Origin of the sequence: uncultured Methylibium sp. (genome assembly GCF_902826655.1) — a bacterium.
Lineage (GTDB): Bacteria > Pseudomonadota > Gammaproteobacteria > Burkholderiales > Burkholderiaceae_C > Methylibium.
Genome location: NZ_CADEFR010000031.1, coordinates 15,203 through 40,779 on the forward strand (window position 1 = coordinate 15,203; position 25,577 = coordinate 40,779).

At 72.2% G+C, this 25,577-nt stretch carries 22 protein-coding genes; 8 read left to right on the forward strand and 14 right to left on the reverse strand.

Features of this window, described 5'->3' with window-relative positions; all coding sequences use genetic code 11:
• Positions 1-9: 9 nt before the first annotated feature.
• Positions 10-495 carry a glutathione peroxidase gene (locus tag QZV97_RS13170; RefSeq protein WP_295642737.1) on the reverse strand — a complete coding sequence of 162 codons (486 nt, stop codon included), beginning with the start codon at positions 493-495 and terminating at the stop codon, positions 10-12.
• Positions 496-655: 160 nt separating this feature from the next.
• Here QZV97_RS13170 and QZV97_RS13175 point away from each other — a divergent pair, with 160 nt between their 5' ends.
• Positions 656-1,426: a response regulator gene (locus tag QZV97_RS13175; RefSeq protein ID WP_295642740.1), complete on the forward strand. Its 771-nt coding sequence runs from the start codon at positions 656-658 to the stop codon at positions 1,424-1,426.
• A gap of 9 nt (positions 1,427-1,435) precedes the next feature.
• On the opposite strand, the gene QZV97_RS13180 is transcribed toward QZV97_RS13175, so the two are convergent.
• A complete protein-coding gene (locus QZV97_RS13180) occupies positions 1,436-2,449 on the reverse strand; it encodes an ABC transporter substrate-binding protein (protein ID WP_295642743.1) in 1,014 nt (337 codons plus the stop codon).
• 137 nt (positions 2,450-2,586) lie between these two features.
• On the opposite strand from QZV97_RS13180, the gene QZV97_RS13185 reads away from it, so the two are divergent.
• On the forward strand, positions 2,587-4,422 hold the full coding sequence (locus QZV97_RS13185) for an OPT/YSL family transporter (protein WP_295642746.1): 1,836 nt from the start codon (positions 2,587-2,589) through the stop codon (positions 4,420-4,422).
• Positions 4,423-4,447: 25 nt separating this feature from the next.
• A complete protein-coding gene (locus QZV97_RS13190) occupies positions 4,448-5,419 on the forward strand; it encodes an NAD-dependent epimerase/dehydratase family protein (RefSeq protein ID WP_295642749.1) in 972 nt (323 codons plus the stop codon).
• Between the two features lie 2 nt (positions 5,420-5,421).
• Here the strand turns inward: QZV97_RS13190 and QZV97_RS13195 are convergent, their stop codons facing one another.
• Positions 5,422-6,288 carry an HDOD domain-containing protein gene (locus QZV97_RS13195; protein ID WP_295642752.1) on the reverse strand — a complete coding sequence of 289 codons (867 nt, stop codon included), beginning with the start codon at positions 6,286-6,288 and terminating at the stop codon, positions 5,422-5,424.
• A 102-nt stretch (positions 6,289-6,390) separates the two neighbouring features.
• Here QZV97_RS13195 and QZV97_RS13200 point away from each other — a divergent pair, with 102 nt between their 5' ends.
• On the forward strand, positions 6,391-7,479 hold the full coding sequence (locus QZV97_RS13200) for an alkene reductase (protein WP_295642755.1): 1,089 nt from the start codon (positions 6,391-6,393) through the stop codon (positions 7,477-7,479).
• Positions 7,480-7,502: 23 nt separating this feature from the next.
• Positions 7,503-7,883, forward strand: coding sequence for a tautomerase family protein (locus QZV97_RS13205; RefSeq protein WP_295642758.1), 381 nt, complete (start codon positions 7,503-7,505; stop codon positions 7,881-7,883).
• 72 nt (positions 7,884-7,955) lie between these two features.
• Here QZV97_RS13205 and QZV97_RS13210 read toward each other — a convergent pair whose 3' ends face one another.
• Positions 7,956-8,939 carry a tripartite tricarboxylate transporter substrate binding protein gene (locus QZV97_RS13210; protein WP_295642761.1) on the reverse strand — a complete coding sequence of 328 codons (984 nt, stop codon included), beginning with the start codon at positions 8,937-8,939 and terminating at the stop codon, positions 7,956-7,958.
• A 140-nt stretch (positions 8,940-9,079) separates the two neighbouring features.
• On the opposite strand from QZV97_RS13210, the gene QZV97_RS13215 reads away from it, so the two are divergent.
• Positions 9,080-10,051 carry a tripartite tricarboxylate transporter substrate binding protein gene (locus QZV97_RS13215; RefSeq protein ID WP_295642764.1) on the forward strand — a complete coding sequence of 324 codons (972 nt, stop codon included), beginning with the start codon at positions 9,080-9,082 and terminating at the stop codon, positions 10,049-10,051.
• An 84-nt stretch (positions 10,052-10,135) separates the two neighbouring features.
• On the forward strand, positions 10,136-12,628 hold the full coding sequence (locus tag QZV97_RS13220; RefSeq protein WP_295642766.1) for an ATP-binding protein: 2,493 nt from the start codon (positions 10,136-10,138) through the stop codon (positions 12,626-12,628).
• Here QZV97_RS13220 and QZV97_RS13225 read toward each other — a convergent pair.
• The 10 genes from QZV97_RS13225 to QZV97_RS13270 all read right to left on the reverse strand — a co-directional run bounded on the left by QZV97_RS13225 (position 12,578) and on the right by QZV97_RS13270 (position 24,595).
• Positions 12,578-14,653 carry a GGDEF domain-containing protein gene (locus QZV97_RS13225; protein WP_295642770.1) on the reverse strand — a complete coding sequence of 692 codons (2,076 nt, stop codon included), beginning with the start codon at positions 14,651-14,653 and terminating at the stop codon, positions 12,578-12,580. The two genes, QZV97_RS13220 and QZV97_RS13225, sit on opposite strands and share 51 nt — an antisense overlap.
• Complete coding sequence (locus QZV97_RS13230; RefSeq protein WP_295642773.1) at positions 14,650-16,740, reverse strand: GGDEF domain-containing protein; 2,091 nt, start codon at positions 16,738-16,740, stop codon at positions 14,650-14,652. The genes QZV97_RS13225 and QZV97_RS13230 overlap by 4 nt, the downstream gene beginning before the upstream one ends.
• 238 nt (positions 16,741-16,978) lie before the next feature.
• Complete coding sequence (locus QZV97_RS13235; RefSeq protein WP_295642776.1) at positions 16,979-17,182, reverse strand: hypothetical protein; 204 nt, start codon at positions 17,180-17,182, stop codon at positions 16,979-16,981.
• A gap of 48 nt (positions 17,183-17,230) precedes the next feature.
• A complete protein-coding gene (locus QZV97_RS13240; protein WP_295642779.1) occupies positions 17,231-17,473 on the reverse strand; it encodes a hypothetical protein in 243 nt (80 codons plus the stop codon).
• 232 nt (positions 17,474-17,705) lie between these two features.
• Complete coding sequence (locus tag QZV97_RS13245) at positions 17,706-18,587, reverse strand: alpha/beta fold hydrolase (protein ID WP_295642782.1); 882 nt, start codon at positions 18,585-18,587, stop codon at positions 17,706-17,708.
• 218 nt (positions 18,588-18,805) lie between these two features.
• Positions 18,806-19,420 (reverse strand): helix-turn-helix domain-containing protein, encoded by a 615-nt coding sequence (locus QZV97_RS13250; protein ID WP_295642785.1) that lies wholly within the window; start codon positions 19,418-19,420, stop codon positions 18,806-18,808.
• Positions 19,421-19,466: 46 nt separating this feature from the next.
• The gene (locus QZV97_RS13255) at positions 19,467-20,852 is read right to left on the reverse strand and encodes a hypothetical protein (protein ID WP_295642788.1); all 1,386 of its coding nucleotides are present in this window, start codon (positions 20,850-20,852) and stop codon (positions 19,467-19,469) included.
• A 22-nt stretch (positions 20,853-20,874) separates the two neighbouring features.
• Entirely contained in the window at positions 20,875-22,605 is a 1,731-nt protein-coding gene (locus tag QZV97_RS13260; protein ID WP_295642791.1) for an ABC transporter ATP-binding protein, read from the reverse strand.
• Positions 22,605-23,660 carry an ABC transporter permease gene (locus QZV97_RS13265; protein WP_295642794.1) on the reverse strand — a complete coding sequence of 352 codons (1,056 nt, stop codon included), beginning with the start codon at positions 23,658-23,660 and terminating at the stop codon, positions 22,605-22,607. Before QZV97_RS13265 ends, QZV97_RS13260 begins: the two co-directional genes overlap by 1 nt.
• Positions 23,657-24,595: an ABC transporter permease gene (locus tag QZV97_RS13270; RefSeq protein ID WP_295642797.1), complete on the reverse strand. Its 939-nt coding sequence runs from the start codon at positions 24,593-24,595 to the stop codon at positions 23,657-23,659. The genes QZV97_RS13265 and QZV97_RS13270 overlap by 4 nt, the downstream gene beginning before the upstream one ends.
• A gap of 299 nt (positions 24,596-24,894) precedes the next feature.
• Between QZV97_RS13270 and QZV97_RS13275 the strand changes: the two genes are divergently transcribed.
• Positions 24,895-25,577: ABC transporter substrate-binding protein (locus tag QZV97_RS13275; protein WP_295642800.1), on the forward strand; the 683-nt coding region annotated here is incomplete at its 3' end.

The window sequence follows — 25,577 nt, forward strand, 5'->3', positions numbered from 1 at the left end:
AAGGCGGCCTCAGGCCGCGAGCGCGGCCTCGATGTCCTTCTTCAGCGACTCGGGCTTGTCGGTCGGCGCATAGCGCTTGAGCACCTGGCCGTCCTTGCCGACCAGGAACTTGGTGAAGTTCCATTTGATGGCCTGGGTCCCCAGCAGGCCCTTGGCCTCCTGGGTCAGCCACTGGTAGAGCGGGTGCGCCTTGGGGCCGTTGACCTGGACCTTGGCCATCATCGGGAAGCTGACGCCGTAGTTGAGCTGGCAGAAGCTCGCGATCTCGTCGTTGCTGCCCGGGTCCTGCGCACCGAACTCGTTGCTCGGGAAGCCCAGCACGGCCAGGCCCTTCGGGCCGTACTCCTTCCACAAGGCCTCGAGGCCGGTGAACTGCGGCGTGAAGCCGCAGGCGCTGGCCGTGTTGACGATCAGCAGCACCTGGCCCCGGCAGTCCGCCAGCGCGACCTTCTGGCCGGTGATGGTCTGGGCTTCGAAGTCGTAGACGGTGGTCATCGCGGGAGCTCCGGGCACGCCGACGGTGGCGAAACCCGATGCTAGTCCACCCCCAAGGACCCCCGGCGTCTCGTGAAGAAGTGGGATTGACGCCCTGCGGCCGAGGACGGAGCATGCGTCGCATGGATGGTTCCAAGTTCCCCGCCCCGCGGAGGCCCTGGTGAGCACGCGCTACCGCGTCGCACTCCAGGGCTTCAGTGCTTTCGAGCGACAGGCCCTGGAGAGCTACTTCCGGCTGGCCGCCACGCCCAAGCTGGGTTTCGATCCGGTGACGGTGCTGGCCGACAGCGACTTCTGCGTGGTCGATGCCGATCGCGCCTCGGCCGTCGAGGCGGTGCGCAGCGCCGGCCGCATGGACTGGGGTGTCTTCGTCGGCGCCCAGTTGCCCAAGGGCGCGATCATGCATCTGGCCCGTCCCATCGACCCGACCCAGGTGGCCCGCGCGCTCGAGACCCTGGTGGTGGCGCGGCAGTCGGTGGCCGATCCCTATGCCTCGACGCCCGTCGAGCCCAAGCGCACCCGCGCCGCCGCCACGCCGGCCGCGGCCAATTTCGACATCGACGTGCTGGTGGTCGACGACACCGACATCGCGCGCCGCTTCCTGCAGGTCCAGCTCGGCAAGCTCGGCTGCCGCGTCACCGAGGCGGCCAGCGGCGAGCAGGCCCTGGCCGAGCTGACGAAGCATCGCTTTCGCGTCGTCTTCACCGACGTCGACATGAAGGGCCTGGACGGCCTGAGCCTGTGCCAGCAGATCAAGCAGCGCCGCAAGGGCGCGCCGACCGTGGTGCTGATGAGCGCGCAGGCCTCGGCCAGCGATCGCGTGCGCGCCACGCTGGCCGGCGGCGACGCCTTCCTGCCCAAGCCGATCGACGTCGCCGAGCTGCTCGGCGTGCTGCGCACCGTCAGCAACCGACGGCGCCGGGCGCGCTGAGCCGCGCCGCTAGCGCAGCCGGCGCGACAGCGCCACACCGACCTCTCGATTCACGAACTGCGTCGTCGCCACCCTGGCCAGGTCCACGTCGCCCGCCCGGTACAGGCCGGCCTTGACCATCTGCTCGAAGAAATCGCGCACGCGTTCGGGCTGCATCGCACCGATGCCGCGCGACTCGGCCTCGCCGGAGTCGACGATGCCCAGCGTCTTCATCAGGACCACCGACTTCGCGATCGTGTCGGCGGTCATGTCGGGGTTGTCGCGCAGGATCAGCGCATCGGCCGCGCGGCGGTCGCCGTGCAGGTAGTTGACCCAGCCCAGGATGGACGCATCGACGAAGCGCTGCACCAGCGCGGGTCGCTTCGCCACCGTCTCGGCGGTGGCCTCGATCAGCGTCGAGTAGGTCGAGAAGCCGTGGTCGGCCAGCAGGTGCGTCTGCGGCACGAAGCCGCCCTGGCGCTCGATCGAGATCGGCTCCTCGATCGCATAGCCCTGCTGGATGCTCTGCCGGTTGGCGAGGAAGGGGCCGAGGTTGTAGGCATAGGGTCGCAGCTGCTCGTCGCGCAAGCCGTGCACGCGCGTGAGCCAGGCCCACCAGCTGAACTGCGCGTCCTTCGCGATCCACGCCACCGGCGCGCGCTTCAGGTCCTCGAAGCGCGGGTAGGCGCCCGGATGCGCGAACAGCGCCTGCGGATCCTTCTGGAACATCGCCGCCACCGCGACCGTCGGCACGCCGTTCTTCACGTTGTCGAAGCTGTGCAGCAGGTTGCCGGTCATCAGGAAGTCGATGCGGCCGGCCGGCAGCAAGGGCCGGTTGTTGACCTGCGGCCCGCCGGGGCGGATCCGAACGTCGAGCCCGGCGCGGGCGTAGCTGCCGTCGGCCAGCGCCTGGTAGAAGCCGCCGTGCGCGGCCTGCGCCTTCCAGTTGGTGGCGAAGACGACGCGCTCGCCGGCCGCCGCGCGAGACGCGCGCAGCGGGCCGGCCGCGCCGAGCGCGCCAAACACCACGGAGCGGCGTTGCATGGTCAGGCCTTTGTCATACAAAAGGGACGGGCCTCTATCGTGCCAGCCCGCGCCGCCGCGACAATCCGCGCACCGCAAATTCCCGAGAAGCCCAGGCGCCCGCCGACCCACCCGGTCGACCGAGGCCCGGCCCCGTCATGAGCACACCCCTCCCGACCGCCCCGGGCGCCTTCGAGCGCGCCGCCCCTGCCACCGGCCAGCGCTGGGCGTGGCTGCCCGCCATCGGCTCCTGGCAGTACTACCTGATGCTGGCCGCGCTGGGCATCTTCATCCTCGGCCCGCTGGGCGGGGTGACGGCCTCGTACATGAACTTCTCGATCGGCTTCTTCGTCGGCGGCCAGGTCGTCGCGGGGATCCTGGGATCGACGGTCACGCTGGGCTACGGCCCCGAAGGCAAGCACGGCGCCAACTACATGCAGACCGCGGCCGCCTCGGTGGCCGGCATGTCCGGCATGGGCGTGCTGATCCAGGCGATGGTGTGGATGGGCCTGCCGCAGCCGCCGGCCTGGCAGCTCATGCTCTTCATGGGCGCGATCGGCATGTTCGGCGCGGGCGTCGGCATGCTGTACACGCCCATCCTCGTCGACCGGCTGCAGCTGACCTTCCCCTCGGGCTTCGCGGTCGCCAACATCCTGCGCGCCCTCACCGACCCGGCGCTGCTGAAGCGCTCGGTCGCGCGCCTGGGTGGCGGCATCGCGCTCGGCATCACCGGCGGCCTGGCCTCGGCCAAGGTGGCGGCGCTGGGCGCGATCGAGCTGTCGACGTCGACGCTGGGCGCGGGCATGCTGGTCGGCGCGCGCATCGGCATCGCGGCGCTGGTGGCCGGCCTGACCGGCTCGATGCTGATCCCGACCTTCGTCGACATGGGCTGGCTGCAGCCCGACGAGCCCTTCCGCAAGATCACCTTCCTGATCGGCCTGGGCTTGATCATGGGCGCCGCCATCCTCGACATCGGCGAGCTGCTGATCGAGGCGTGGCGACGCTGGCAGTCGCCGCCGGCCGCATCGACCGAGCCCGAGCCCGCGTGGAAGCGCATGAACTATCCGCGCCTCGTCGCGTGGATCGTGTTCTGGGGCGCGATGGTGGTGGTGCTGGGCGCGACCATCCTGCACCAGCCGATCGGCTTCCTGGTGCTGGCGGTGCTGCTGGTGCTGGTGTTCTCGCTGATCGTCGGCATCTCGCTGGGCATCAGCGACTCGGCGCCGATCTCGGCCGCCTTCGTCGCGGCCATCGTGCTGATGGCCGCGCTGGGCCTCAAGGACCCGACGGTCGGCCTGATGGCCGGCGGCATCCTGCTGGTGGCCTGCAGCGTCGGCAGCGACATGCAGCAGGACCGCTCGACCGGCTGGCGCCTGGGCACGCCGCGCACGCTGCAGTTCCGCTTCCAGGTGCTGGGGCTGGTGGTCGGCGCGGTGCTGACGGTCGGCTTCGCCAAGCTCTTCATGAGCGCCTACCCGGTGCTGGCGCTCGACCAGACGGTGATGAAGGCCGGCGAATCGCCCGCGCAATGGCAGTCGGCGATGACCTACAAGTTCGTCGGCGCGCTGCGCAGCCTGACCGACGACAAGCCCTTCCAGCGTCACGCGATCGTGCTCGGCATCGCGCTCGGCCTGGCGGTGCAGATCGTGCGCCGCTGGCTGTTCTCGACCCCGGCCTACCAGCGCTTCAAGGCCAGCGGCAAGGCCGGCGGCGCGGGCGACTTCCTCATCGACGCGGTCGTGCTGCCCTCGCCCTACGCCTATTCCTTCGGCACCTTCTTCGGCATCGCCACCTCGGCCTGGCTGGCGATCGGCGGCGTGATCAGCAGCAGCGCCAACTGGCTGCAGGCCCGCAGGCCGCGCCAGCCCTCGGAGCAGGCGCTGCCCAGCGACATGAGCACCACCTCGCTGCTCGGCGGCGGCCTGATCGCCGGCGACGCGCTGGCGGCGCTGGGCCTGGGGGTCGTCGGCCTGCTGGCGACCGTGATCGCCTGACCGAAACGCGGCACGGGTCGGGCCGATGAAGCTGCTGGTGCTGGGCGGCACCGCCTTCCTCGGCCGCCACGTCGTCGAGGCAGCGCTCGCGGCCGGTCACGCGCCGACGCTGTTCAACCGCGGCCGGCGCGCGCCCGGGCTGTTCCCGGCGCTGCGCACGCTGGTCGGCGATCGCAACGGCGACGCTGCAGCGCTGCGCGGCCAGCGCTTCGATGCGGTGATCGACCTCAGCGGCTACACGCCGCGCCATGTGGCGACGGTGCTCGATGCCCTGGGCACCGATGCGATCGGTCACTACGTCTTCGTCTCCAGCATCTCGGTCTGCCGGGCGTTCCCGCCGGGCTGCGCCTATGACGAGGCGGCGCCCGTGGCCGACGGCCACGAGGGCTACGGCCCGCTCAAGGCGCGCAGCGAGGAAGCGCTCGCCGCCGCGCTGCCGGGGCGCCTGAGCTGCGTGCGGCCCGGGCTGATCGTCGGCCCGCACGACCCGACCGGGCGCTTCACCTACTGGCCGCGGCGCGTCGCGCGCGGCGGGGCCGTGCTGGCGCCGGGCCGGCCCGGGCGGCCGGTGCAGTGGATCGACGCGCGCGACCTGGCGGCCTGGTGCGTGCAACTGGCCGAACGCCGGCAGGGTGGCGTCTTCCACGCGGTCGGGCCGCGCGAGGTGCTGACGATGCTGGAGCTGCTCGAGACCTGCCGAGACGTCGCCAACAGCGATGCCCGGTGGGTGTGGCGCAGCGATGCGGAACTGCGGGCCGACGGCGTGGCGCCGTGGACCGGCCTGCCGCTGTGGCTGCCCGAGGACGACGCGGACTTCGGCGGCATGCTGCTGGCACGCTGTGAACGCGCGCTGCAGGCCGGCCTGCGACTGCGGCCGCTGGCCGACACGGTGCGCGCGACGCTGGACTGGGACCGCGCGCGCGACCCGCCGGTCGTCGGCGAGGTCGAGACGCTGAGCGCCGGGCGCGAAGCCGAACTGCTGGCCGACGCGGCCTGAGACTACTCGCCGAGGCGCGACACGCTGGCCACGACGGCCTCGTGCAGCAGCGCGGCGTCGAGCCCGGCCGTCGCGCCGAGCGCCGCGCACAGTCGGGCCAGCGCCGCGTCGCTGCTGCCGTCGAGCGCAGCGTCGACCACCGCGGCCAGCACCAGCAGGCGCTGCACCGACAGCGACTCGGTGAGCCAGGGCGCGGACATCTCGTCGCCGGCGTCGCGGTCGGCGCCGTGGCCGGTGTCGGCCACCGCCAGACTGCGCAGCACCGCCGGGCGCAGGCGCACGCTGGTGGCGACATCGCCGGACAGGCCCCAGGCCTGGCACAGCGCGGCACCCAGCGCCGCATGCGTCGCGCCGTAGGCGGCGGCTTCGGCCTGCAGTTGCGCCAGCGCATCAGGCGCCAGCGTGACCAGGGCCTCGTAGGTCGGCCCGTCGTGGGCGACCAGCGCGGCCTGGCCGCTTTCGGCGAACAGGCCGGCGGTGTGCGCCAGCCAGGGATCGATGTCGAGCGCCTGGGCCGCACGGCCCATCGCGAGGCCGCGCTTGCCAGCGCGCGCCCACAGGGCGGTGAGCAGCGGGCTCGGTGGGAAGGCGCCGCGCAGGCCGATCTCGAAAGTCAGTGCCGACACCTCGCGGGTGCCCAGGTAGCGCGCGGCCTCGGGCACCGATTCGACGCGCCGCATCAGGCCGAACAGCGCCGAGTTGACGGTGCGAACGACCGCCGACGCCAGCGCCATGTCGGTCTCGATCAGCGACGAGATGGATTGCAGGTTGGCGTCCTCGTCGTGCATCAGCAGCGAGAGCTTCACCAGGACCTGCGGGCAGGCCGGCAGGTCGATGTCGAGGTTGCGCAGGGCGGGATCGATGGCCATACGGGATGCTAGAAGCAAGCACGGAACGAGAGAACTTGCAGCAGCGCGCCTTTGACCTTGCTTTTAGAGTGACCGGAACGCTTTCGTGAAGGAGTTGCGCTCATGCCGTCCACGCCCAGCCTGTTCGATCCCGTCCGCCTCGGCGACATCGCCCTGGCCAACCGCGTGGCGATGGCCCCGCTGACGCGCAACCGGGCGGCGCCCGGCCGCGTGCCCTCGCCGCTGGCGGTGGAGTACTACGCCCAGCGCGCCAACGCCGGCCTGATCGTCACCGAGGCGACCCAGATCTCGCCGCTGGGCCAGGGCTACCTGGACACGCCCGGCATCTACAGCCGCGAGCAGGTCGAAGGCTGGAAGCCCGTCACCCGCGCCGTGCACGAGCGCGGCGGCAAGATCGTCGTGCAGCTGTGGCACGTCGGCCGCATCTCGCACGTCTCGCTGCTGCCCGACGGCGAGGTGCCGGTGGCGCCGTCGGCGATCCGCGCCAGGTCCAAGACCTTCACGGCCCAGGGCTTCGAGGACGTCTCGGCGCCGCGCGCGCTGGCCCTCGACGAGCTGCCGGGCATCGTCGAGCAGTACCGCGTCGCCGCGCGCCACGCCATCGAGGCCGGCTTCGACGGCGTCGAGGTGCACGGCGCCAACGGCTACCTGCTCGACCAGTTCCTGCGCGACGGCATGAACCAGCGCACCGACGCCTACGGCGGATCGATCGAGAACCGCGCGCGCCTGCTGCTCGAGGTGATGACGGCGATCACGCAGGAGATCGGCGCCGGCCGCACCGGCCTCAGGCTGTCGCCGGTGACGCCCGCCAACGACGCCAGCGACTCGAACCCGCAGCCGCTGTTCAACCACGTGGCCGAGCAACTGGCGCCGCTGAAGCTCGCCTTCGTGCACGTGATCGAGGGCTCGACCGGCGGGCCGCGCGACGTGGCACCCTTCGACTACGCGGCCCTGCGCGAGCGCGCGAAGGCACCGTGGATGGTCAACAACGGCTACGACCGGCAGATGGCGGTGGACGCCGTCGCCTCGGGCGCGGCCGACGTCGTGGCCTTCGGCCGGCCCTACATCAGCAACCCGGACCTGGTCGAGCGGCTGAAGCGCGGCGCGCCGTTCGCGCCGCTGAACCGCGACACGCTCTATGGCGGCGGCGCCCAGGGCTACACCGACTACCCGGCGCTGGAAGCGGCCTGAGCCGCCGCAACGAAGGAGCTGCCATGCCACTCGTCACGCTGACCGTCCGCAAGCCCCGGAGCGCCGCCTTCAAGGCCGGCGTGCTCGATGCCGTGCACGCCGCGCTGGTCGCGTCCGGCGTGCCGGAGACCGACAAGTTCCAGCGCGTGCTGGAACTCGACGCCGCCGACTTCCGCGTCGACCCGAGCTATCCCGACGCCGCGTCGCCGCGCGGCGACGACTTCGTGCTGATCGAGGTGCTGTGGTCGGTGGGCCGCAGCGTCAAGGTCAAGAAGAAGCTGCTCGAGGACCTGATGGGCCGACTGAAGGCCCAGGGCCTGGACCCCGAGCACGTGATGGTCGTCTTCAAGGAGACGACCTGGGAGAACTGGTCCTTCGCCGGCGGGCGGCTGATCCACACCTGACGCGCGAGGATCCGACGGCGACCGCGGGTCGCTTGCTCCGCAACGCGTACCGCGATCCGAGGCGCTGTCTCCCTAATCTACCTTCGCGCCCGACACCTTCACGACCTGCGCCCACTTCTTCGTTTCGCTGTCGATCAGCTTCGCGAACTCGGCGCTGGTGTTGCCGCTGGGGATCGCGCCCTGCGACAGCAGCCGCTCCTTGAGCGCCGGCGCGCCCAGCGCCTTGGCGGTCTCCTGCTGCAGCCGCGTGACGATGTCCATCGGCGTGCCGGCCGGCGCGAGCAGGCCGAACCACGAACTGGCTTCGTAGCCCTTCACCGGCCCGGCTTCGGCGATGGTCGGCAGGTCGGGCAAGGCCTGGGAGCGCTCGGCACTCGTCACGGCCAGGGCCTTGAGCTTGCCGGCCCGGATCTGCGGCATCGCCGACGGCAGGTTGTCGAACATCAGGTCCATCGTGCCGCCGATCAGGTCCAGCAGCGCCGGGCCCGAGCCGCGGTAGGGGAAATGGACCATGAAGCTGCCGGTCATGCTCTTGAACAGCTCGCCGCTCAGGTGGATCGAGGTGCCGTTGCCGCTGGAGGCCATGTTGAGCTTGCCGGGGTTGGCCTTGGCGTACTTGATGAGATCGGGCACGCCCTTGATGCCCAGTTGCTCGGCCTTGGCCGGGTTCATCACCAGCACGTTCGGCACCGCGGCGACCAGCGACACCGGCACGAAGTCCTTGATCGGGTCGTAGGGCAGCTTGGGGTACAGCGCCGCGTTGATGCCGTGCGTGCCGACCGTGCCCATCAGCAGCGTGTGGCCGTCGGCGGCGCTGCGCGCGACCTCGGCCGCGCCGACGTTGCCGCCGGCGCCCGGCTTGTTGTCGACCACGAAGGCCTGGCCGAAGGCCTTCTGCAGCTCGGGCGCGAGAGCGCGCGCGAGGATGTCGGTGGTGCCGCCGGCCGCGAAGGGCACGACGATGCGCACGGGCTTCGCCGGCCACGCGGCCTGCGCGTGCAGACCGGCGGGCGCAGCGGCGAGCAGGGCAAGGACGGAGCGGCGCTGGACGGTCATGATGTCTCCTCGGCGACAGAACGTGGCGGGCAGAGGGTCAGTGTGCCGCACGACGGCGTCGCGACGTTCGGCGAAATCCCGATGCGTGCACGCGGGCCGGGTGCCAAGCTCGCCGCTTCGCCATTCGCCGGGAGATCGCCATGACGCAACGCCGCACCCTGCTCAAGACCCTGGCCGGCAGCGCTGCGCTCGTCGCGCTGCCCGCGCTGCGCGCGCAGACCGCCTGGCCCGCGCAGCCGATCAAGCTGCTGGTCGCCTTCCCGGCCGGCGGGCCGACCGACATCACGATGCGCGTGCTGGCCGAGAACGCCGGCAAGCTGCTCGGCCAGACGGTGATCGTCGAGAACAAGCCCGGCGCCGGCGGCACGCTGCCGGCCCAGCAGCTGCAGCAGAGCAAGCCCGACGGCTACACGGTCGCGCAGATCCCGCTCGGCGTGTTCCGCCTGCCCTACACGCAGAAGATCACCTGGGATCCGCTCAAGGACCTGAGCTACATCATCGGCATCACCGGCTATGCCTTCGGCGTGGTCGTGCCGGCCGAGTCGCCGATCAAGACCTGGGCCGATTTCGTCGCCTACGCCAAGTCCAACCCGGGGCAGCTGAGCTACGGCTCGACCGGCATCCTGACGAGCCCGCACCTCACGATGGAGGAGATCGCGCTCAAGCTCGGCATCACGCTGAACCACATCCCGTACAAGGGCAGCGCCGACCTGATGCAGTCCATCCTGGGCGGGCAGATCATGGCCGCGGCCGATTCGACCGGCTTCGCGCCGCACGTCGCGGCCGGCAAGCTGCGCGTGCTCAACACCTGGGGCGAGCAGCGCCTCGCCAAGTTCCCCGAGGTGCCGACGCTCAAGGACCTGGGCCTGGGCATCGTGCAGGCCTCGCCCTATGGCCTGGGCGGCCCCAAGGGCATGGACGCGGGCCTGGTGCAACGCCTGCACGACGGCTTCAAGCAGGCGATGGAGATGCCCAACCACGTCGAGGCGCTGGCCAAGTACGACCAGGCGCTGATGTACATGAGCCCGGCCACCTACGCGAAGTTCGCCGCCGACACCTCGGCACGCGAGAAGGCGGTGGTCGAGCGCCTCGGGCTGGCCAAGCCGACCTGAGGTCGCGCCGCACACCCCCCGGCGACGGGAGCTGGCCGGCGGGCGCTGGCTTAGCATCGGCGACAGCCGCTGCCGCCTGACGCCATGCCTTCCGAACTGCTCGCGCTGATCCGCCAGCTCCAATCGCGCTTCGTGCGCAGCGACGAGCCGCATCGCGTCTTCGACGTCATGCTGCCCGACCTGCTGCGCCTGTGCGAGAGCGAGTACGGCTTCATCGCCGAGGTCTGGCGCGACAGCAAGGGCACGCCCTTCCTCAAGATCTTCACGATGACCAACATCGCCTGGGACGCGCCGACGCGGGCGATGGTCGAGCGCGAGCGCGTCAACGGCATCGAGTTCCGCAACCTGAAGACGCTGTTCGGTGCCGGGCTGGTCAGCGGCGCGCCGGTGATCGCCAACGACGCGCCGAACGACCCGCGCAGCGGCGGCGGGCTGCCCAAGGGCCACAGCCCCCTGAATGCCTTCCTCGGCGTGCCGCTGCACTACGGCGGCGACATGGTCGGGATGATCGGCCTGGCGAACCGGCCCGGCGGCTACAGCGAGGCGCTGCTGCAGGACTGGGATCCGCTGTTCCAGGCCATGGCCGGGATCATCGCGGCGGTGCAGCTCGACCGCCAGCGGCGCGCCGCGGAAGCGCGGCTGACCGAGAGCGACGAACGCTGGCGACGCAGCTTCGAGCTGGCCGGTGCGGGGCTGGCGCAGGTCGACCGCAACGGGCACTTCATCGACGTCAACGATCGCATGTGCCTGATCACCGGCTGGCCGCGCGTGGACCTGCTGCGCAAGCGCTTCCAGGACATCACCCATCCCGACGACCTGCCGACCGACGAGTCGCTGCTGCAACGCATGGTCGCCGGCGAGGTCAGCACCCACAGCCTCGAGAAGCGCTACCTGCGGCCCGACGGCAGCACCGTGTGGACCCAGCTGGCCACCGCGCCGGTCTTCGACGCCGCGGGCCGCTTCGAGCACACGGTGACGATCGTGCTCGACATCGACCAGCGCAAGCGCGCCGAGGCGGCGCTGCGCGAGCGCGACCTGCTGTTCACGCAGCTGACGAACCGCGTGCCCGGCGTGCTGATGCAGTTCCATGCCGACACCGCCGGCCATGCCAGCGTGCCCTATGCCAGCGCGGGCCTGCGGACGCTGTTCGACCTCGACCCGGACGGCCCGGTGCGCGGCGACGCGCGCCTGATGATCGAGCGCGTCGTCAAGGGCCAGCGCAAGCGCGTCTGGGAAACGCTGGACGAGTCGGGCCAGTCGCTGCAGCCCTGGGCGCTGGAGTTCGAGATCGACCACCCGGCGCGCGGCCGGCGCTGGGTCGAGGCGCACGGCACGCCGCAGCGCCTGCCCGACGGCAGCACGCTGTGGCACGGCTACATCAGCGACATCACCGACCGCAAGCAGCTCGACGCCGCGATGCTCAATGCGCAGGCGGCCGAGCGCGCCAACGAGGCCAAGACCGAGTTCCTGTCGCGCATGAGCCACGAGCTGCGCACGCCGCTGAACGCGGTGCTGGGCTTCGCGCAGCTGCTGCTCAGCGACGCCTCGTCGCCGCTGGTCGACGGCCAGCGCACGCGCGTCGGCCACATCGAGCGCGCCGGCCAGCACCTGCTGGCGATGATCGGCGACGTGCTGGACCTGTCGCGCATCGAGGCCGGCAGCCTGCCGCTGGCGCTGCAGCCGCTGTCGGTGGCGACGCTGATTGACGAGTCGATCGCGCTGGTGGCGCCGACCGCCCGCGCCAGCGGCATCTCGCTCTTGCGTCGCAGCGCCGACGCCGAGGCGCGGCTGCACGTGCGCGCCGATCCGATGCGGCTGCGCCAGGTGCTGGTCAACCTGTTCAGCAATGCCGTCAAGTACAACCACTCGGGCGGCCAGGTCGTGGTCGAGAGCCAGGCGCTCGGCGACGACCGGGTGCTGATCGCCGTCAGCGACACCGGCGTCGGCCTGACGCCGGCGCAGCAGCAGCACCTGTTCGAGCCTTTCAACCGCCTCGGTGCCGAGCGCAGCGGCGTCGAGGGCACGGGACTGGGCCTGGCGATCACGCGGCGCCTGCTCGACCTGATGGACGGCAGCGTGTCGGTGCACAGCCAGCCCGGCAAGGGCTCGACCTTCAGCATCGAGCTGCCGCGCGCGCTGCCGCTGCGGCAGGCCGCGATGCCGATGCCGTCGCAGGCCGGCCACGGCGGAGGCACGCACACCGTGCTGTACGCCGAGGACAACCGCCTCAACGTCGAGCTGGTCGAGCAGCTGCTGCTGATGCGCAGCGGCTGCGAGCTGCGCATCGCCCGCAACGGCCGCGAGGCGATCGCCAGCGCCCGCAGCCACCCGCCCGACCTGCTGCTGATCGACATGCACCTGGGCGACATGACCGGGCTGGACGTGCTCGACGCGCTGCGCGACGACGACGGCCTGCGTGGCGTGCCGCGCATCGCGCTGTCGGCCGATGCGCTGCCGCACAACGTGCGCATCGCGCGCGAGCGCGGCTTCGACGACTACCTGACCAAGCCGGTCGACGTCGCCGAGCTACTGCGCTGCCTGGACCGCCACCTCGCGGCGCGGCGCGGCGCGGGCTGAGCCGCCGTCGCGCGGCGCGCCTTCGAGGCGCAGCAGCTCGGCGCGACCGTCCTGCACCGCCGCCTCCAGGTCCTGCTCGATCGCGCGCAGGGCCGCGTCGTCCGGGGCCTGCACGCGCTCGATGCCGACCGCCCGATGGCGACCCTGGCGCTTGGCCAGGTAGAGCGCGCCATCGGCCAGCTGCAAGGCGCGCTCCCAGCCGATCGGCGGGCAGCCCGGCAGCGGAAAGCGCGCATGGCCGATCGAGGCCGTCACGGACAGCGGCCCGGCCGGCGTGTCGACCGGCTCGGCGCCGATCGCCCGCAGCAGCCGCAGCGCGAGCGCCGGCAGGCGCGCCGGCGGCAGCTTGAGCGAGACGACCAGGAACTCCTCGCCGCCCCAGCGCACGATCAGGTCGTCGTTGCGCGCGGTGCGCTCGATGCGGCGCGCCACCTCGGCCAGCACCGCGTCGCCGGCGGCGTGGCCGTGTTCGTCGTTGATGCGCTTGAAGTGGTCGATGTCCAGCAGCAGCACCGCGCCCTCGAACACGCCGTCGAGGCCGCGCGCCTTCATCACCGTCTGGAAATGGCGGCGGTTGGCCAGGCGCGTCAGCGGGTCGCGCTCGCTCAGATCGCGCAGCTGGGCCTGGCGCGCCGCGAGCTGCGAACGGGTGCGGCGCACCCGCCGGTACAGCAGCACCAGCACCGCCAGCGCCAGCGCCACGACCAGGGCCGCCAGCCACAGCGCGCGCTGCTGCAGCGCGCGCTGCTCCAGCTCGGCCGCCTTCAGCGCATTGCCGCGGTTGAGCGCCTCGACGGAGCGTTGCTGCCGCGCGCTGTCGTGGCGCGCCTGCAGTTCGCCCAGCACGACGGCGCGTTCGCGCGCCAGCCTTGCGTCGTGCAGCGCCCGCTCGCGGTGGAAGACCTCGAGCGCGCTGCGGGCGTCGCCGGCCGCGGCCAGGGCCTCGTCGAGCTGGCGCAGCAGCGCCTCGGCCAGGGTGTCGGTCGGGCCGAGGCGCAGCGCCTCCTCGACCTCCTGGCGGCCGGCCGCCGTCTGGCCGAGCGCGATGCGCGCCAGGCCCAGCTGGGCCTGCGCGCTGCGACGCTGCGGCGCGTCGGCCGGCAGCTCGGCGACGGCGGCAAGCGCCGCTTCGGCCGAGCGCCGCGCCGTGGCCGGCTCGGCCGCGAGGCGCAGCGCCTGCGCCCCCAGCGTCAATGCCGCGCCGCGCAGCAGGCGCGCGTCGGCCTCGTCGGCCTTGGCGAGTGCGCGCTGCGCCAGCAGCTTGCCCAGCTCGTGCTGGCCGCGCTGCAGGGCCAGCCGCAGTTGCCCCACCAGCAGCCGGGCCTGCAACGCCGGCTCCGGCATCGCCGCACCCTGCAGCAGCCGCCACGCCTCGCCCTGCGCCGCCTGCGCGCGCTCGACGTAGCCGTAGTCCGCCAGCAGCCGGGCTTCCTCGTCGAGCGCCAGCGCCTCGCGCGGCGCATCGTGCAGCGCGCGCGCCAGGTGGCGGGCGGTGCGCAGCTGCCGCATGCCGTCCTCGAGCTGTCCGAGCGCACCGGTGATGCTGCCGAGCATGCGAAAGGCCTCGGCGCGCAGCGCATCGTCGAGCACGCCGGGGCGAACCTCGGCGTAGGCCTGCTCGATGCCGTTCATCGCCTGGCGCGCCTCGCGGCCAGCCACGTCGAGCTGGCCGGCCTCGCGCGCCAGCCGCGCGCGCACCAGCGCACCGACGCTGCGCAGCAGCGGCTCGGTGTCCCGCGACAGCAGTTCGGCGGCGGCGCGCGCCGCGGCCGCGTCGTGCCGGGATTCGTGCAGGCCGTCCAGCAGCCACCAGGCCAGCGCGCGCTGCGCCGGCGCGCCCGACACGGTCAGCAGGCGCAGGCGCTGCGCGGCGATGTCGGGGTCGCTGGCGACGGCACGCTGCGCAGCGTCCAGGGCCACCAGGGTTTCGCTGCCGGGCAGGGGTGCCGACGGCGTCGCGGCGCCCGCGCTCGACGCCGCGACCAGCAGCCCGACCGCCACTCGGCGCCGCCAGGACGGGGTCATGCCAGTGCCTCCGCGCGCAGGGCCGGCGTCACGGGCCCCGTCACCTCGGCCAGGGCCACGTCGCCGCGACGCCAGGCCGTCGCCAGGCCGCGCTCGATGCCCGCCACCGCGGCGTCGTCGGCCGCGCGCATCAGGCGGATGCCGCAAGCGCGGTTGCGGCCCTCGGTCTTGGCGTGGAACAGGGCCGCGTCGACCAGCCCGACGGCACGCTCCCAGGGCAGCGCGAGCTGCGCGGGCACCAGCGGAAAGGTCGCGAAGCCGATCGAGGCAGTGACCGGCAGGCGGCGCCCGCCGACCTCGAAGGGCGCGCCGCCGATCGCCGCCAGCAGGCGCTCGACCAGCTGCTCGGCCTGCTCGGCCGGCAGCGCCGGCAGCAGCATCAGGAACTCCTCGCCGCCCCAGCGGGCCAGCAGGTCGGCCTCGCGCAGCACCTCGCGCAGGCGCCGGGCGACCTCGACGAGCACTGCATCGCCGGTGGCGTGGCCGGCGCTGTCGTTGACGCGCTTGAAGTGATCGAGGTCCAGCATCAGCAGCGTGCCGGTGAAGGACACGGGCCGCTCGCGCAGCACGGCCTGCACGTGACGCCGGTTGGACAGGCCGGTCAGCGGGTCCTGCCCACCCTGCACGCGCAACTGTTCGTTGGCCTGCGCCATGGCCCGGTTGTCGCGCCGGTCCTGGCGCAGCAGCAGCACGCCCAAGGCCAGCAGCAGCACGCCGGCCACGGTGCCCAGCGCCCAGGCGCGCTGGCGCATGCCGTGGCCGCGCAGCTCGGCATCCTGCATCGCGCCCTGTTCGCTGAGCGCCGTCATCTCGCGCTCGCGCTGCTCGCGTTCGTAGCGTTCCTGCAGGTCGAGCACGGCCCGCTGGTGGTCGCGCTGGCCCAGGCTGTCCTGCAGCCCGCGCAGCTGGTGGTGGGCAGCGATCGCGGCGCGCAGGTCGCCGGCGCGCTCGTAGGCGGCGGCGGCATCGACCAGGATGGCGGCCTCCTCGGCGCGGGCGCCCTTGCGGCGTTCGATGGCCAGCGCGAGGTCGATGTGCTGGCGGCCCGCGTCGACGCGCCGCAGGCCGACTTCGGCCAGGCCCAGGTTGGTCAGCGCCAGCGACTCGGCACTGCTGTCGCCCAGCGCGCGCGCACCCGCCAGGGCCTGCTGGGACGCGGCGAGCGCGGCATCGAAGGCGCCGCCGCGCAGGTGCACGTCGGCGACGTTGCTCAGCACCAGCACCTCCTGGGCCTTCCAGCCGGCCTCGCGGGCCAGCGACAGCGCGGCGTTGAAGGACACGAGGCTGCGCGCCGGCGACTCGAAGTTGCTGAGGATGTTGCCCTCGGTGTTGCGCACCCGCGATTGCTCGGCCGGGTTGTCGGCGCGCACGGCCCACTGCCAGGCCTGCGCGTTGAACTCGACCGCCCGCTCGTTCTGCCCGGCACGCTGCAGCACGTAGGCCAGCTGGTCGAGCGCGCGCGCCTGCAGCAGGGCCCCGTCCGGTTCGCCTTGCAGCGCGCGGGCGATGCGCGCGGTCTCCTGGGCTGCGGCCAGCGCGTGGTCGAGATCGCCGCGCTCGTAGCGCACCCGCGTCAGCATGTGCTGCAGGCGGAAGCGTTCGACGCTCAGGGCCGGCGCCGGACTGAGCTTCAACGCCGTGCCCAGGTCGGCCTCGGCGCGCGCCAGCTCGCCCTGCTGGCGCTCGAGGTTGGCTGCGACCGCCAGCGCGGCCGCACGCGCCGCGGCGCTGGCGTGGTCGCGGCCCAGGGTTTCCAGTTCGCGCTGCACCTCGGCCATCGCGGCGGCGCGGTTCAGGTCGCCGAGCGTCAGGCCCAGCACGGTCAGCAGTTCCAGCCGCACCGCACCGGCGCCGGCGCTGCGCAGACGCAGCGTCTGCAGGCTGGACACGGTGGCATCGGGCCGGTTGCGCGCACGCTCGGCCAGCGCGCGCAGGTCGGCGGGCGCGGGCAGGGCCGCGTCGCCCGTGGCCGCCGGGGGCGTCGTCTCGCCGGTCGCCGCCAGGGCAGACGCCGCCGCGGCGCCGGCCAGCAGGCAGGCCACCACGCAGGCACGGGCCAGGAGGCCGGTGCGGTCAAGGCGTCTCATCGTCGTTCTATCGTCCATCGCGGGCCGGACTTGAACCGCGGCCGAAGGCCGCCGCCGGGCCGGCCCTGCGCAGTGTAGGCAGCCGCACCGCGGCCGGGCGCATGCCGACGTCGCAGCAGCGGCAATGCAGCACGCCGCAGCGCGCGAAGTTCGATGAGGGAAAAAAATGAGGGGAGCGGGACGTGCTGGTCAGGGGCTCGCTCTCATCCACCCCGACCCGCCCGCTCCCCCTTGGACGTCAACCAGTCCGCAACCTTTGCCGCGGCAGTGCCGCGGGCATGACGAACGGCAGTTCGAGCTGCCGCGAGGCGCTGCGCGTGGGCAGCACCTGACCCTTGCCCGTCGCCGCCGGCCCGAGTCCGCCGAAGCCGCTGTCGCGCTGAGGGGCCGTGGCGAGACGGGCCATCTGCGAGGCAAGGCTGAAGCGGGGGCTGCTGCTCATGGGAGGCTCGCCAACGAGATTTCCAACGACGCTTTCTCTGTATCCGTGTCAGCGGCCGCTCAGCCACTCGCTGGGCGCGAACTCCATGCCCGCGAGCACGCCGTTGATCGGCGCTGCGCCCTGGCCCGGACCCGCCGAGCGCAGTGCGCGCTGCAGGCCCTTGAGCCAGCCCGGCGCTGCCGCGCTGGCCTGCCGCTCGCGAGCCGCGAGCCGCAGCATCGAGGACACCGAACCGAGCGTGCCGCCGCGGGCGGCCTGCGTGCGCAAGCGGGGTCTGAGGGTCGGGGCCATGCGGATTCCTCCTGCCGTGTTGGCAGCACAAGTGCATCTTGTGTGCCATGGCCCGCGCGCCCCTGGCGACGGCGCCCGCCACCGGCCACCGGCTCCAGTGCGTGCACTGGGTCACACGGCAAGCTCGCAGGCGCCGCCGCCGCGCCGGGCGTTGGTCACACGGGCGACGTTTTTCGTCGACCGGGCGACAGGGCGTTGCGCCCTTCGCGTAACAGCGGGTTGCACGAGGGGCTCAGCGCAGGTGGTCGAGCACCGCGGCCGCGACCTCGGCATCGCCGAGCAGGCGCCGATGGCCCAGGCCCTCGGTCGGCCACAGGCGCACGCCGGAGCCCAGCGCGGCCAGCCGGCGGCTGATGTCGAAAGGCGCAACGCGGTCGGCCCGGTCGTGGACGATCAGCGTCGGCAGCTGCAGCGCCCGGCCCAGCTGTTCGGGCTCGAAGCGGTCGAGCAGCAGGCCCTCGCTGGCTTCGATGTGGGCCTGCATGCGCTCGCGCTGCGCCGGGTCCAGCCCCAGGCCGCGGGCGAACCAGCCCAGCACCTGGCGCGGCGGTGGCGAAGGCGCCAGCAACACCAGCCGGCGCCACGCCAGGCCGCGCTGCAGCGCGGCGGCGGCGGCCAGCGCGCCGAGCGAATGCGCCACCACCGCGTCGATCGGACCCAGCCGCGCGACGGCGTACTCCAGCGCGCGCAGGAACTGCGGCAGCGTGCTGCGCTCGCCGTCGCTGCGGCCGTGGGCCGGGAAGTCCAGCAGCACCGGATCGAAGTCGTCGGCGCGCAGGGCCTCGGCCAGCGGCAGCAGCTGCAGCGCGTGGCCGCCCCAGCCGTGCAGCAGCAGCACGCGCCGTCCGGCGCCGGCCCCGGCGAGTCGATAGACGGTCAGCGACGCCCGCTCGAAGGGCCAGCGCTCGATCTGCCAGCCCGGCGGGGCGGCCAGCCGGCGCGCGACGCGCTTGCCCGGCAACGGCGTGAAGAACAGCCGTGCCGCGAGCCGCGTGCCCAGGGCCGGCCGCAGCGCATGCGCGAGCCGCAGGCCGGCGCCCAGCCAGGCGGCCACGCGCGCGCCGCCGAACAGATCGGCGGCCGGATTGGCGGCCGCCTGCGCGGTCGAGGCCATGGCCTCAGGCGAGGTCGAAGTCGGCGTTGCGCGCCGGGATGCTGCGCAGCACGGCCGCGATGCGGCGCGCGCCGCGGTAGGCCAGGTAGCCGACGAAAGCGATGGCGAAGATCCACATGAAAGGCTCCTTCAACGAACAGACCCGCGTCGCGGGCGATATCGCACGACTGTGCGAAATTTGGGCAGGCCAGAACGAAACTCGGGCATGGCCGGCTCCGTCAGTCCTGGGGGTCGGTCCGCAGGCCACGCATGAGCCGCTCGTAGGCAGCCCAGGCGCGGTCGGCGGCCTTGGGGTCGCGCAGGAAGCGCGCGTCGCGCATCAGCGCGATGAACAGGGCGTCGAGTTCGAACACCAGCTGGTCGGGGTCGGTGTCGGCCCGCAGCTCGCCGGTCTCCATCGACTGCACGATGCTGCGGCGGAGCGCCGCGCGCCAGCGCAGCACGCCGTCGAGCAGGGCGTCGCGCAGCGGGCCCTCGCGGTCGTCGAACTCGAAGGCCCCGGCGCTGAAGATGCAGCCCGAGCGGATGTCGACGTCGCGCGCGCGCTGCAGCCACAGCCGCATCAGCGCGTTCAGGCGCGGCAGGCCGCGCGGCTCGCGCAGCGCCGGGATCACCACCGCCTGCACGAAGCGGCGCTCGAACTCGGCGATGACCGCCTGCTGCAGCGCCTCGCGCGAGCCGACGCGCGAGAACACGCCGCTCTTGCTGAGGCCCAGCTTCTTGGCCACCTCGCCCAGGCTCAGCGATTCCAGGCCCTCGGCCGTGGCCATCTCGAGCGCGGTGTCGAGGATGGCCGCGCGGGTCAGCTCGCTGCGGTCGGTCTTGGCGTCCATGAGCTGCAATTTAGCACAGTCGTGCGAAATTGCAAGCCGCAGGCCTTCACGGCCGATCGCGGCGCTCGCCGTCCCAGGGCAGGTGACGGCTGAGCAGCACGTTCAGAAGGTTGTCCTGGAAGTTGATGTTGGCCGTGAGGGCCTGGTGGTGCTCGCACAGGAAGAAGGGGTAGGCCACCGGCAGGAAGCTGTCCTCGTGCTGCGGTGCGCTGGGGTCCAGCGTGTCGCGCGCCAGCAGCGAAGGCTTGGTGACCCGGCCATCGCCCGGTTCGAGCATCAAGGCCTCGTAGTCCATGCCGGGTCGCGGCGCCCGGACCTCCTGCGGTGCCACCCGGACCATGTCGCGCCCCTCGTCCTGCTCGATCAGCAGGCGCGCCGGCGTCAGGTGACAGTCGCCGCCGAACATCACGTAGCGGATCGGCGAGCGCGGCTCGTCGACCGACAGCATCCAGGCAAAGCGGCGAGCCCGCTCGAGCTGGTGGACGAAGTAGCGGCGCTGTGCCGCCAGTGCCGCCGGATCGGCCGGGCCACCGTCGCCGTAGACCGACCAGCGGTGGCGCTGCCAGGTGCCCGCGTCGAACAGGTCGTCCGGCACCGCCCGGCCATCGAGGCCGACCAGCCAGCTCGCCAGTGGATGCGGAAACAGCTGGTAGCCGCTGGGCATCGTCGCCAGCGTGCGCGGCGCGATGCGCCCCAGGCCGACCCGCTCGCCGCTCAGGAAGGCGTGCAGCGAGCTGACCGAGCCGAGGTTGGGCGTGCCCAGCAGCACCAGCTTGCGCACCTGGGCGGCGCCGGCCATCGTGACCTGCTGCTGCTCGCCGTCCAGCACGTCGCGCGTGCCGAAGCGCAGGTAGTAGCGTGCGACGAGACCGCCCATGCTGTGCGCGACCAAATCCACGCGCAGGGCCGGGTCGCCGTGGTCGCGGCGAACCGCCTCGATCAGGCGGTGCAGCTCGCCCGCACTGACGACGTTGTCCTGGCGCCAGTCGTAGTTGAAGACATAGAGCCGCCGCTCGCCCTTCTTCGTGACCGGCGTGCCGACGCGGCTGCGCACATAGCCGCCGTGGCGGGTCAGCGTCTCGACGATGGGTCGGTAGAAGTCGCGGCCGAAGGCCTGCTCGGCGATGTCGTAGGCCTCGAGCCGCGACGGCAGCGGCGCACCGGTGGCCGCGTCGATGCCGACGGCGAGGTCGGCATAGGACGAGAACAGGATGCGCCACCACGGGCCCGGCCAGACCTCCTCGCCGGTGTCGCGGTCGCGCAGCCGCGAGCCGAAGGCGCCGGGGATCAGGATCACCGGCGCGGCCTCGGCGTCGCTCATGCCGAACTGGTAGAGACGCTTCAGGTCGGGGCGCGGGGGCTCGCCGCAGGCGACGACGATCAGGGCGAGCAGCGCCGCCACCAGCGTGCGTCGCCCTCGTCGCGGGTCCACGCGCGCCTCGCGGGGGCCGGGCTCAGGCGGCCGCGCGGTAGCCCCGCGGCACGGCGCCGAGCAGGCGCTGGGTGTAGGCCTCACGCGGGTCGCCGAGCAGGGCCTCGACCTGGTTGCGCTCGACCACCTCGCCGTCCTTCATCACCAGCACCTCGTCGGCGATGAAGCGCACCACCGCGAGGTCGTGGCTGATGAAGATGTAGGCGAGGCCCAGTTCGTCCTGCAGGTCCTTCAGCAGGTTGAGCACCTGGGCCTGCACCGACACGTCGAGCGCGCTGACGGCCTCGTCGAGCACCAGCACCTCGGGGTCCAGCGTCAAGCAGCGCGCGATCGCGATGCGCTGGCGCTGGCCGCCCGAGAACTCGTGCGGGTACTTGCCCCAGGCGCTGGCGTCGAGCCCGACCTTGGCCAGCAGCGCACGCGCCTTGGCCTCGCGGCCCGCGGCGCTGGGCTCCAGGCCGTGGATGCTCATCGGCTCGACCAGGGTCTGGCCGATGGTGAAACGCGGGTTCAGCGAGGCATAGGGGTTCTGGAACACGACCTGCAGGCGCCGGCGCATCGGCAGCCACTCGGACTTGCTGAGCTGCAGCAGGTCGCGCGGCGCCGCGCCGTCGCCGGTCTTGGCGCTCTGGAACATCGCCCGGCCCTGCATCGGCCCGCCGCTGGCCTCGTGCAGACGCAGCAACGCCAGGCCGGTGGTGGTCTTGCCCGAGCCGGACTCGCCGACGATGCCCAGCGTGTGGCCGCGCCGCAACTCGAAGCTCACGCCCTTGACGGCCTTGAACTCCTTGCGTCCGAACACGCCCGTGCGCAGCCAGAAGCTCTTGCTCAGCGCGTCGACCTTCAGCACCACCGGCGCGTCCGGGTCCTTGGGCTTGGCGACGCGCGCGGCATTGGCGGCCTGCCGGCCCTCGATGTGGTCGTCGATCACCATCAGCCGCGCCGGCGGACGCTCGAGCGTCGGGCGGCAGGCCAGCAGCGCCTTGGTGTACGGGTCCTGCGGCGCGGCGAAGATGCCGGCCACGGGACCCTGCTCGCGCACCGTGCCCTGGCGCATCACGACCACGTGGTCGGCGATCTCGCCGACCACGCCGAGGTCGTGGCTGATGAACAGCATGCTCATGCGATGCCGCTCCTTCAGCCCCGCCAGCAGCTCGAGGATCTGGCGCTGGATGGTGACGTCGAGCGCGGTGGTCGGCTCGTCGGCGATCAAGAGCTTGGGCTCGCAGGCGATCGCCATCGCGATCATCACGCGCTGCTGCTGGCCGCCGGACAGCTCGTGCGGATAGGCATCGATGCGGCGCTTCGGGTCGGGCAGGCCGACCTCATTCAGCAGCGCGAGCACGCGCTCGGCCGCCTGGCGCCGGCTCAGGCCCAGGTGCACGCGCAGCGGCTCGGCCAGCTGGGCGCCGATCGTGAAGACCGGGTTCAGCGAGGTCATCGGGTCCTGGAACACGCAGGCGATGTCCTTGCCGCGCAGGTCCTGCAGTTCGCCCAGGCTGGCGGCCAGCAGGTCGCGGCCCTGGAAGCTGATCGCACCCTGGCGCTCGGCGTTCTCGGGCAGCAGGTTCAGGATCGACATCGCGGTCACGCTCTTGCCCGAGCCCGATTCGCCGACCAGCGCGACGGTGCGGTTCTCGGGGATCTGGAAACTGACGCCCTGGTCGCCGCGGCCCACGCCCTCGGCATAGCTGGCCTGCGCGCCGCGGCCGAAGCGGAAGCGCACGCGGAGGTTCTCGACGTTCAACAGCATCACTCGGCTCCGCGAAGCTTGGGATCCAACGCATCGCGCAGCGCATCGGTCATCAGCGAGAAGGCCGTGACGAACAGCGCCATGAAGGCGGTCGCCGCGGCCAGCTGCCACCAGTGGCCGAGGATCAGCTCACCCTGCGCCTCGGCCAGCATCGTGCCCCAGCTGACCTGGTCGACCGACACGCCCAGCCCCAGGTAGCTGAGGATGACCTCGGCCTTGATGAACTGCACCACGTGGATCGACAACTGCACCAGCACCACGTGGCTCACGTTGGGCAGGATGTGGCGGAACATGCGCGAGCCGGCTGATGCGCCGATGGCCTCGGCCGAGCGCACGTACTCGCGCACCGAGTGCTTGATGAACTCGGCCCGCACCAGCCGGTAGATGCCGGTCCAGCCGGTCAGGCCCAGGATCAGCACCACCGACAGCACGCCCCGCCCCGTGACCGCCGCGAAGGCGAAGATCAGCAGGATGCTGGGGATCGAGGTGAAGACGTTGTAGACCCACTCGAGCGCGTCGCCGACCTTGCCGCCGAAGAAGCCGCCGAAGGCCCCCAGCAGCGTGCCGATCAGCGTCGCCAGCAGCGCGGCCGACACGCCGACCAGGATGGAGATCTCGGCGCCCTTGATGGCCTTTGCCAGCACGTCGCGGCCCAGCCGGTCGGCGCCGAAGGGCAGGGTCTGGGCGCGCGGCTGCTCGGCGGTGGCGTACTTCTTGGCGGCCTCGGCCCATTCGGCGTACTTGGGCGCCAGCGGGTCGATGTCGGACAGGTCGATGCGCGGGGTCGTCGAGGCGGCGACGGCGGCCTGCTCCTGCGGCGCGGCCGGGCCGACGAAGGTCGGCGGCGCGTTGGGCACGCCGATCTCCTGCTGCCACTGGCTCGCCAGCACGCCGATGCCGGCCAGCACCACCAGCGCCACGAAGCCCGCGACGATGACCAGCGACACCATGCCGACGCGGTCGCCCTTGAAGCGCCGCCAGGCCGAGGCCCAGACGCCCTCGGAGCGCGCCGTCGCGGCGGTCGGTGCCGAAGAAGAAGGAAGCACGGCGCTCATTTGAGGACCACCCGGGGGTCGACGACCTTGTAGAGCACGTCGGTCAGCAGGTTGATCACCATCGTCAGCACCGCGATGTAGATCGTCACCGCCTGGATGACGGGGTAGTCGCTGCGGTTCACCGCCAGCAGCACCTCGCGGCCCAGGCCGGGGATCGAGAAGAACACCTCGATCAGGAAGGAGCCGACGAAGATGCCGGGCAGCGAGACCGCGACGTTGGTCAGGATCGGGATCAGCGCATTGCGCAGCACGTGCTTGAGCAGGATCGTGGTCTCGGTCAGGCCCTTGGCGCGCGCGGTGCGCACGTAGTCCTGGCCGATCTCGTCGAGGAAGAAGCTGCGGTACAGCCGCGTCTGCGGCGCCAGGCCGACCAGCACCGCCAGCAGCACCGGCAGCGGCGCGTACTGGACCAGGTTGGTCCACAGGCTGTCGCTCCAGCCCTGCACCGGGAACCAGCCCAGGCGGAAGGCGAAGACGTATTGCCCGACGATCACGTAGACGAGGAAGCTGATCGCCAGCGCGACCGTCGTGACGACCATGATCGTGCGGTCGGTCAGCGAGCCGCGCACGTAGGCGACGGCCAGGGCGAAGGGGATCGCCAGCAGCACCTCGAGCAGCAGGATCGGCACCATCACCGTCAGCGTGGCCGGCAGCCGCGTGGCGAACAGGTTCGCCACCGACTCGTTGGTCGCCCAGCTCTTGCCCCAGTCGAAGCTGAGGATCTGCCGCACGAAGATCCACAGCTGCTCGAGCACCGGGCGGTTCAGGCCCAGCTGCTCGCGGATCGCGTCGATCTGTTCGGGCGTGGCGTTCAGGCCACCGAGGATCTCGGCGGGGTCGCCGCCGAAGAACTTGAAGAGAAAGAACACCAGCAGCACGACCCCGGCGAGGGTCGGGATCATTTGCCACAGGCGCCTTGTCAGATAGGCCGCCATCGTCAGGGGTACTCCAGAAAACCGCGGCAGCCGGATCGCTCGTGACGACCGGCTGCCGTTCTTGTGCAGGCGCGAAGTCTAGGGCCTGGGCCGACGGGCCCCGGCCCGCGTTTGCCCGGGGCCCGCGGCGCGCCCCACCACGGCATGCAACTCGCATGCCGCCCGAGCGTCCAAGCGGGTTGCGAAGCCCGCCGATGCGGGTCGGCCACATGGCTCGCGGCAGTTCCAGGCCCTAGACTTCGCGCCTTCGGCCGGGCGACGCCGGCCGGCCCGGCCCACGAGGCCCCGAGGAGTTGTCGATGTTGCGTTCCGGCCTGATCCTGGCCCTGGCTTTGACGATCGGCGCCGCCGCGCCGGCACAGACGGTGCAGCCCGCCTCCGAGAAGAAGGTGCTGCGCTACGCCTTCCGCGTCGCCGAGACCGGCTTCGACCCGGCCCAGCTGTCGGACCTGTACTCGGCCACGGTCGCGGCCAACATCTACGACGCGCCGCTGCAGATGTCCTTCCTGGCCCGCCCGGCACGCCTGCGGCCCAACACCGCGGCGGCGATGCCGGAGATCTCGGCCGACTTCACGACCTACACCGTCACGATCAAGCCCGGCATCTACTTCGCCGACGACCCGGCCTTCAAGGGCAAGAAGCGCGAGCTGGTGGCGGCCGACTACGTCTATTCGCTCAAGCGCCACTACGACCCGAAGAACAAGAGCCCGACGCTCTACCAGTACGAGAACGCCAGGATCCTGGGCCTGAGCGAGCTGCGCCAGGACGCGCTGAAGAACAAGACGCCGTTCGACTACGACCGCGAGGTCGAGGGCCTGCGTACGCTGGACCGCTACCGCTTCCAGATCAAGCTGGCCGAACCGCAGCCGCGCTTCGAGCAGAGCCTGGCCGACCCGTCGCGCGCGGGCGCGGTGGCACGCGAGGTGATCGAGGCCTACGCGGGCAAGACGATGGAGCACCCGGTCGGCACCGGGCCGTTCCG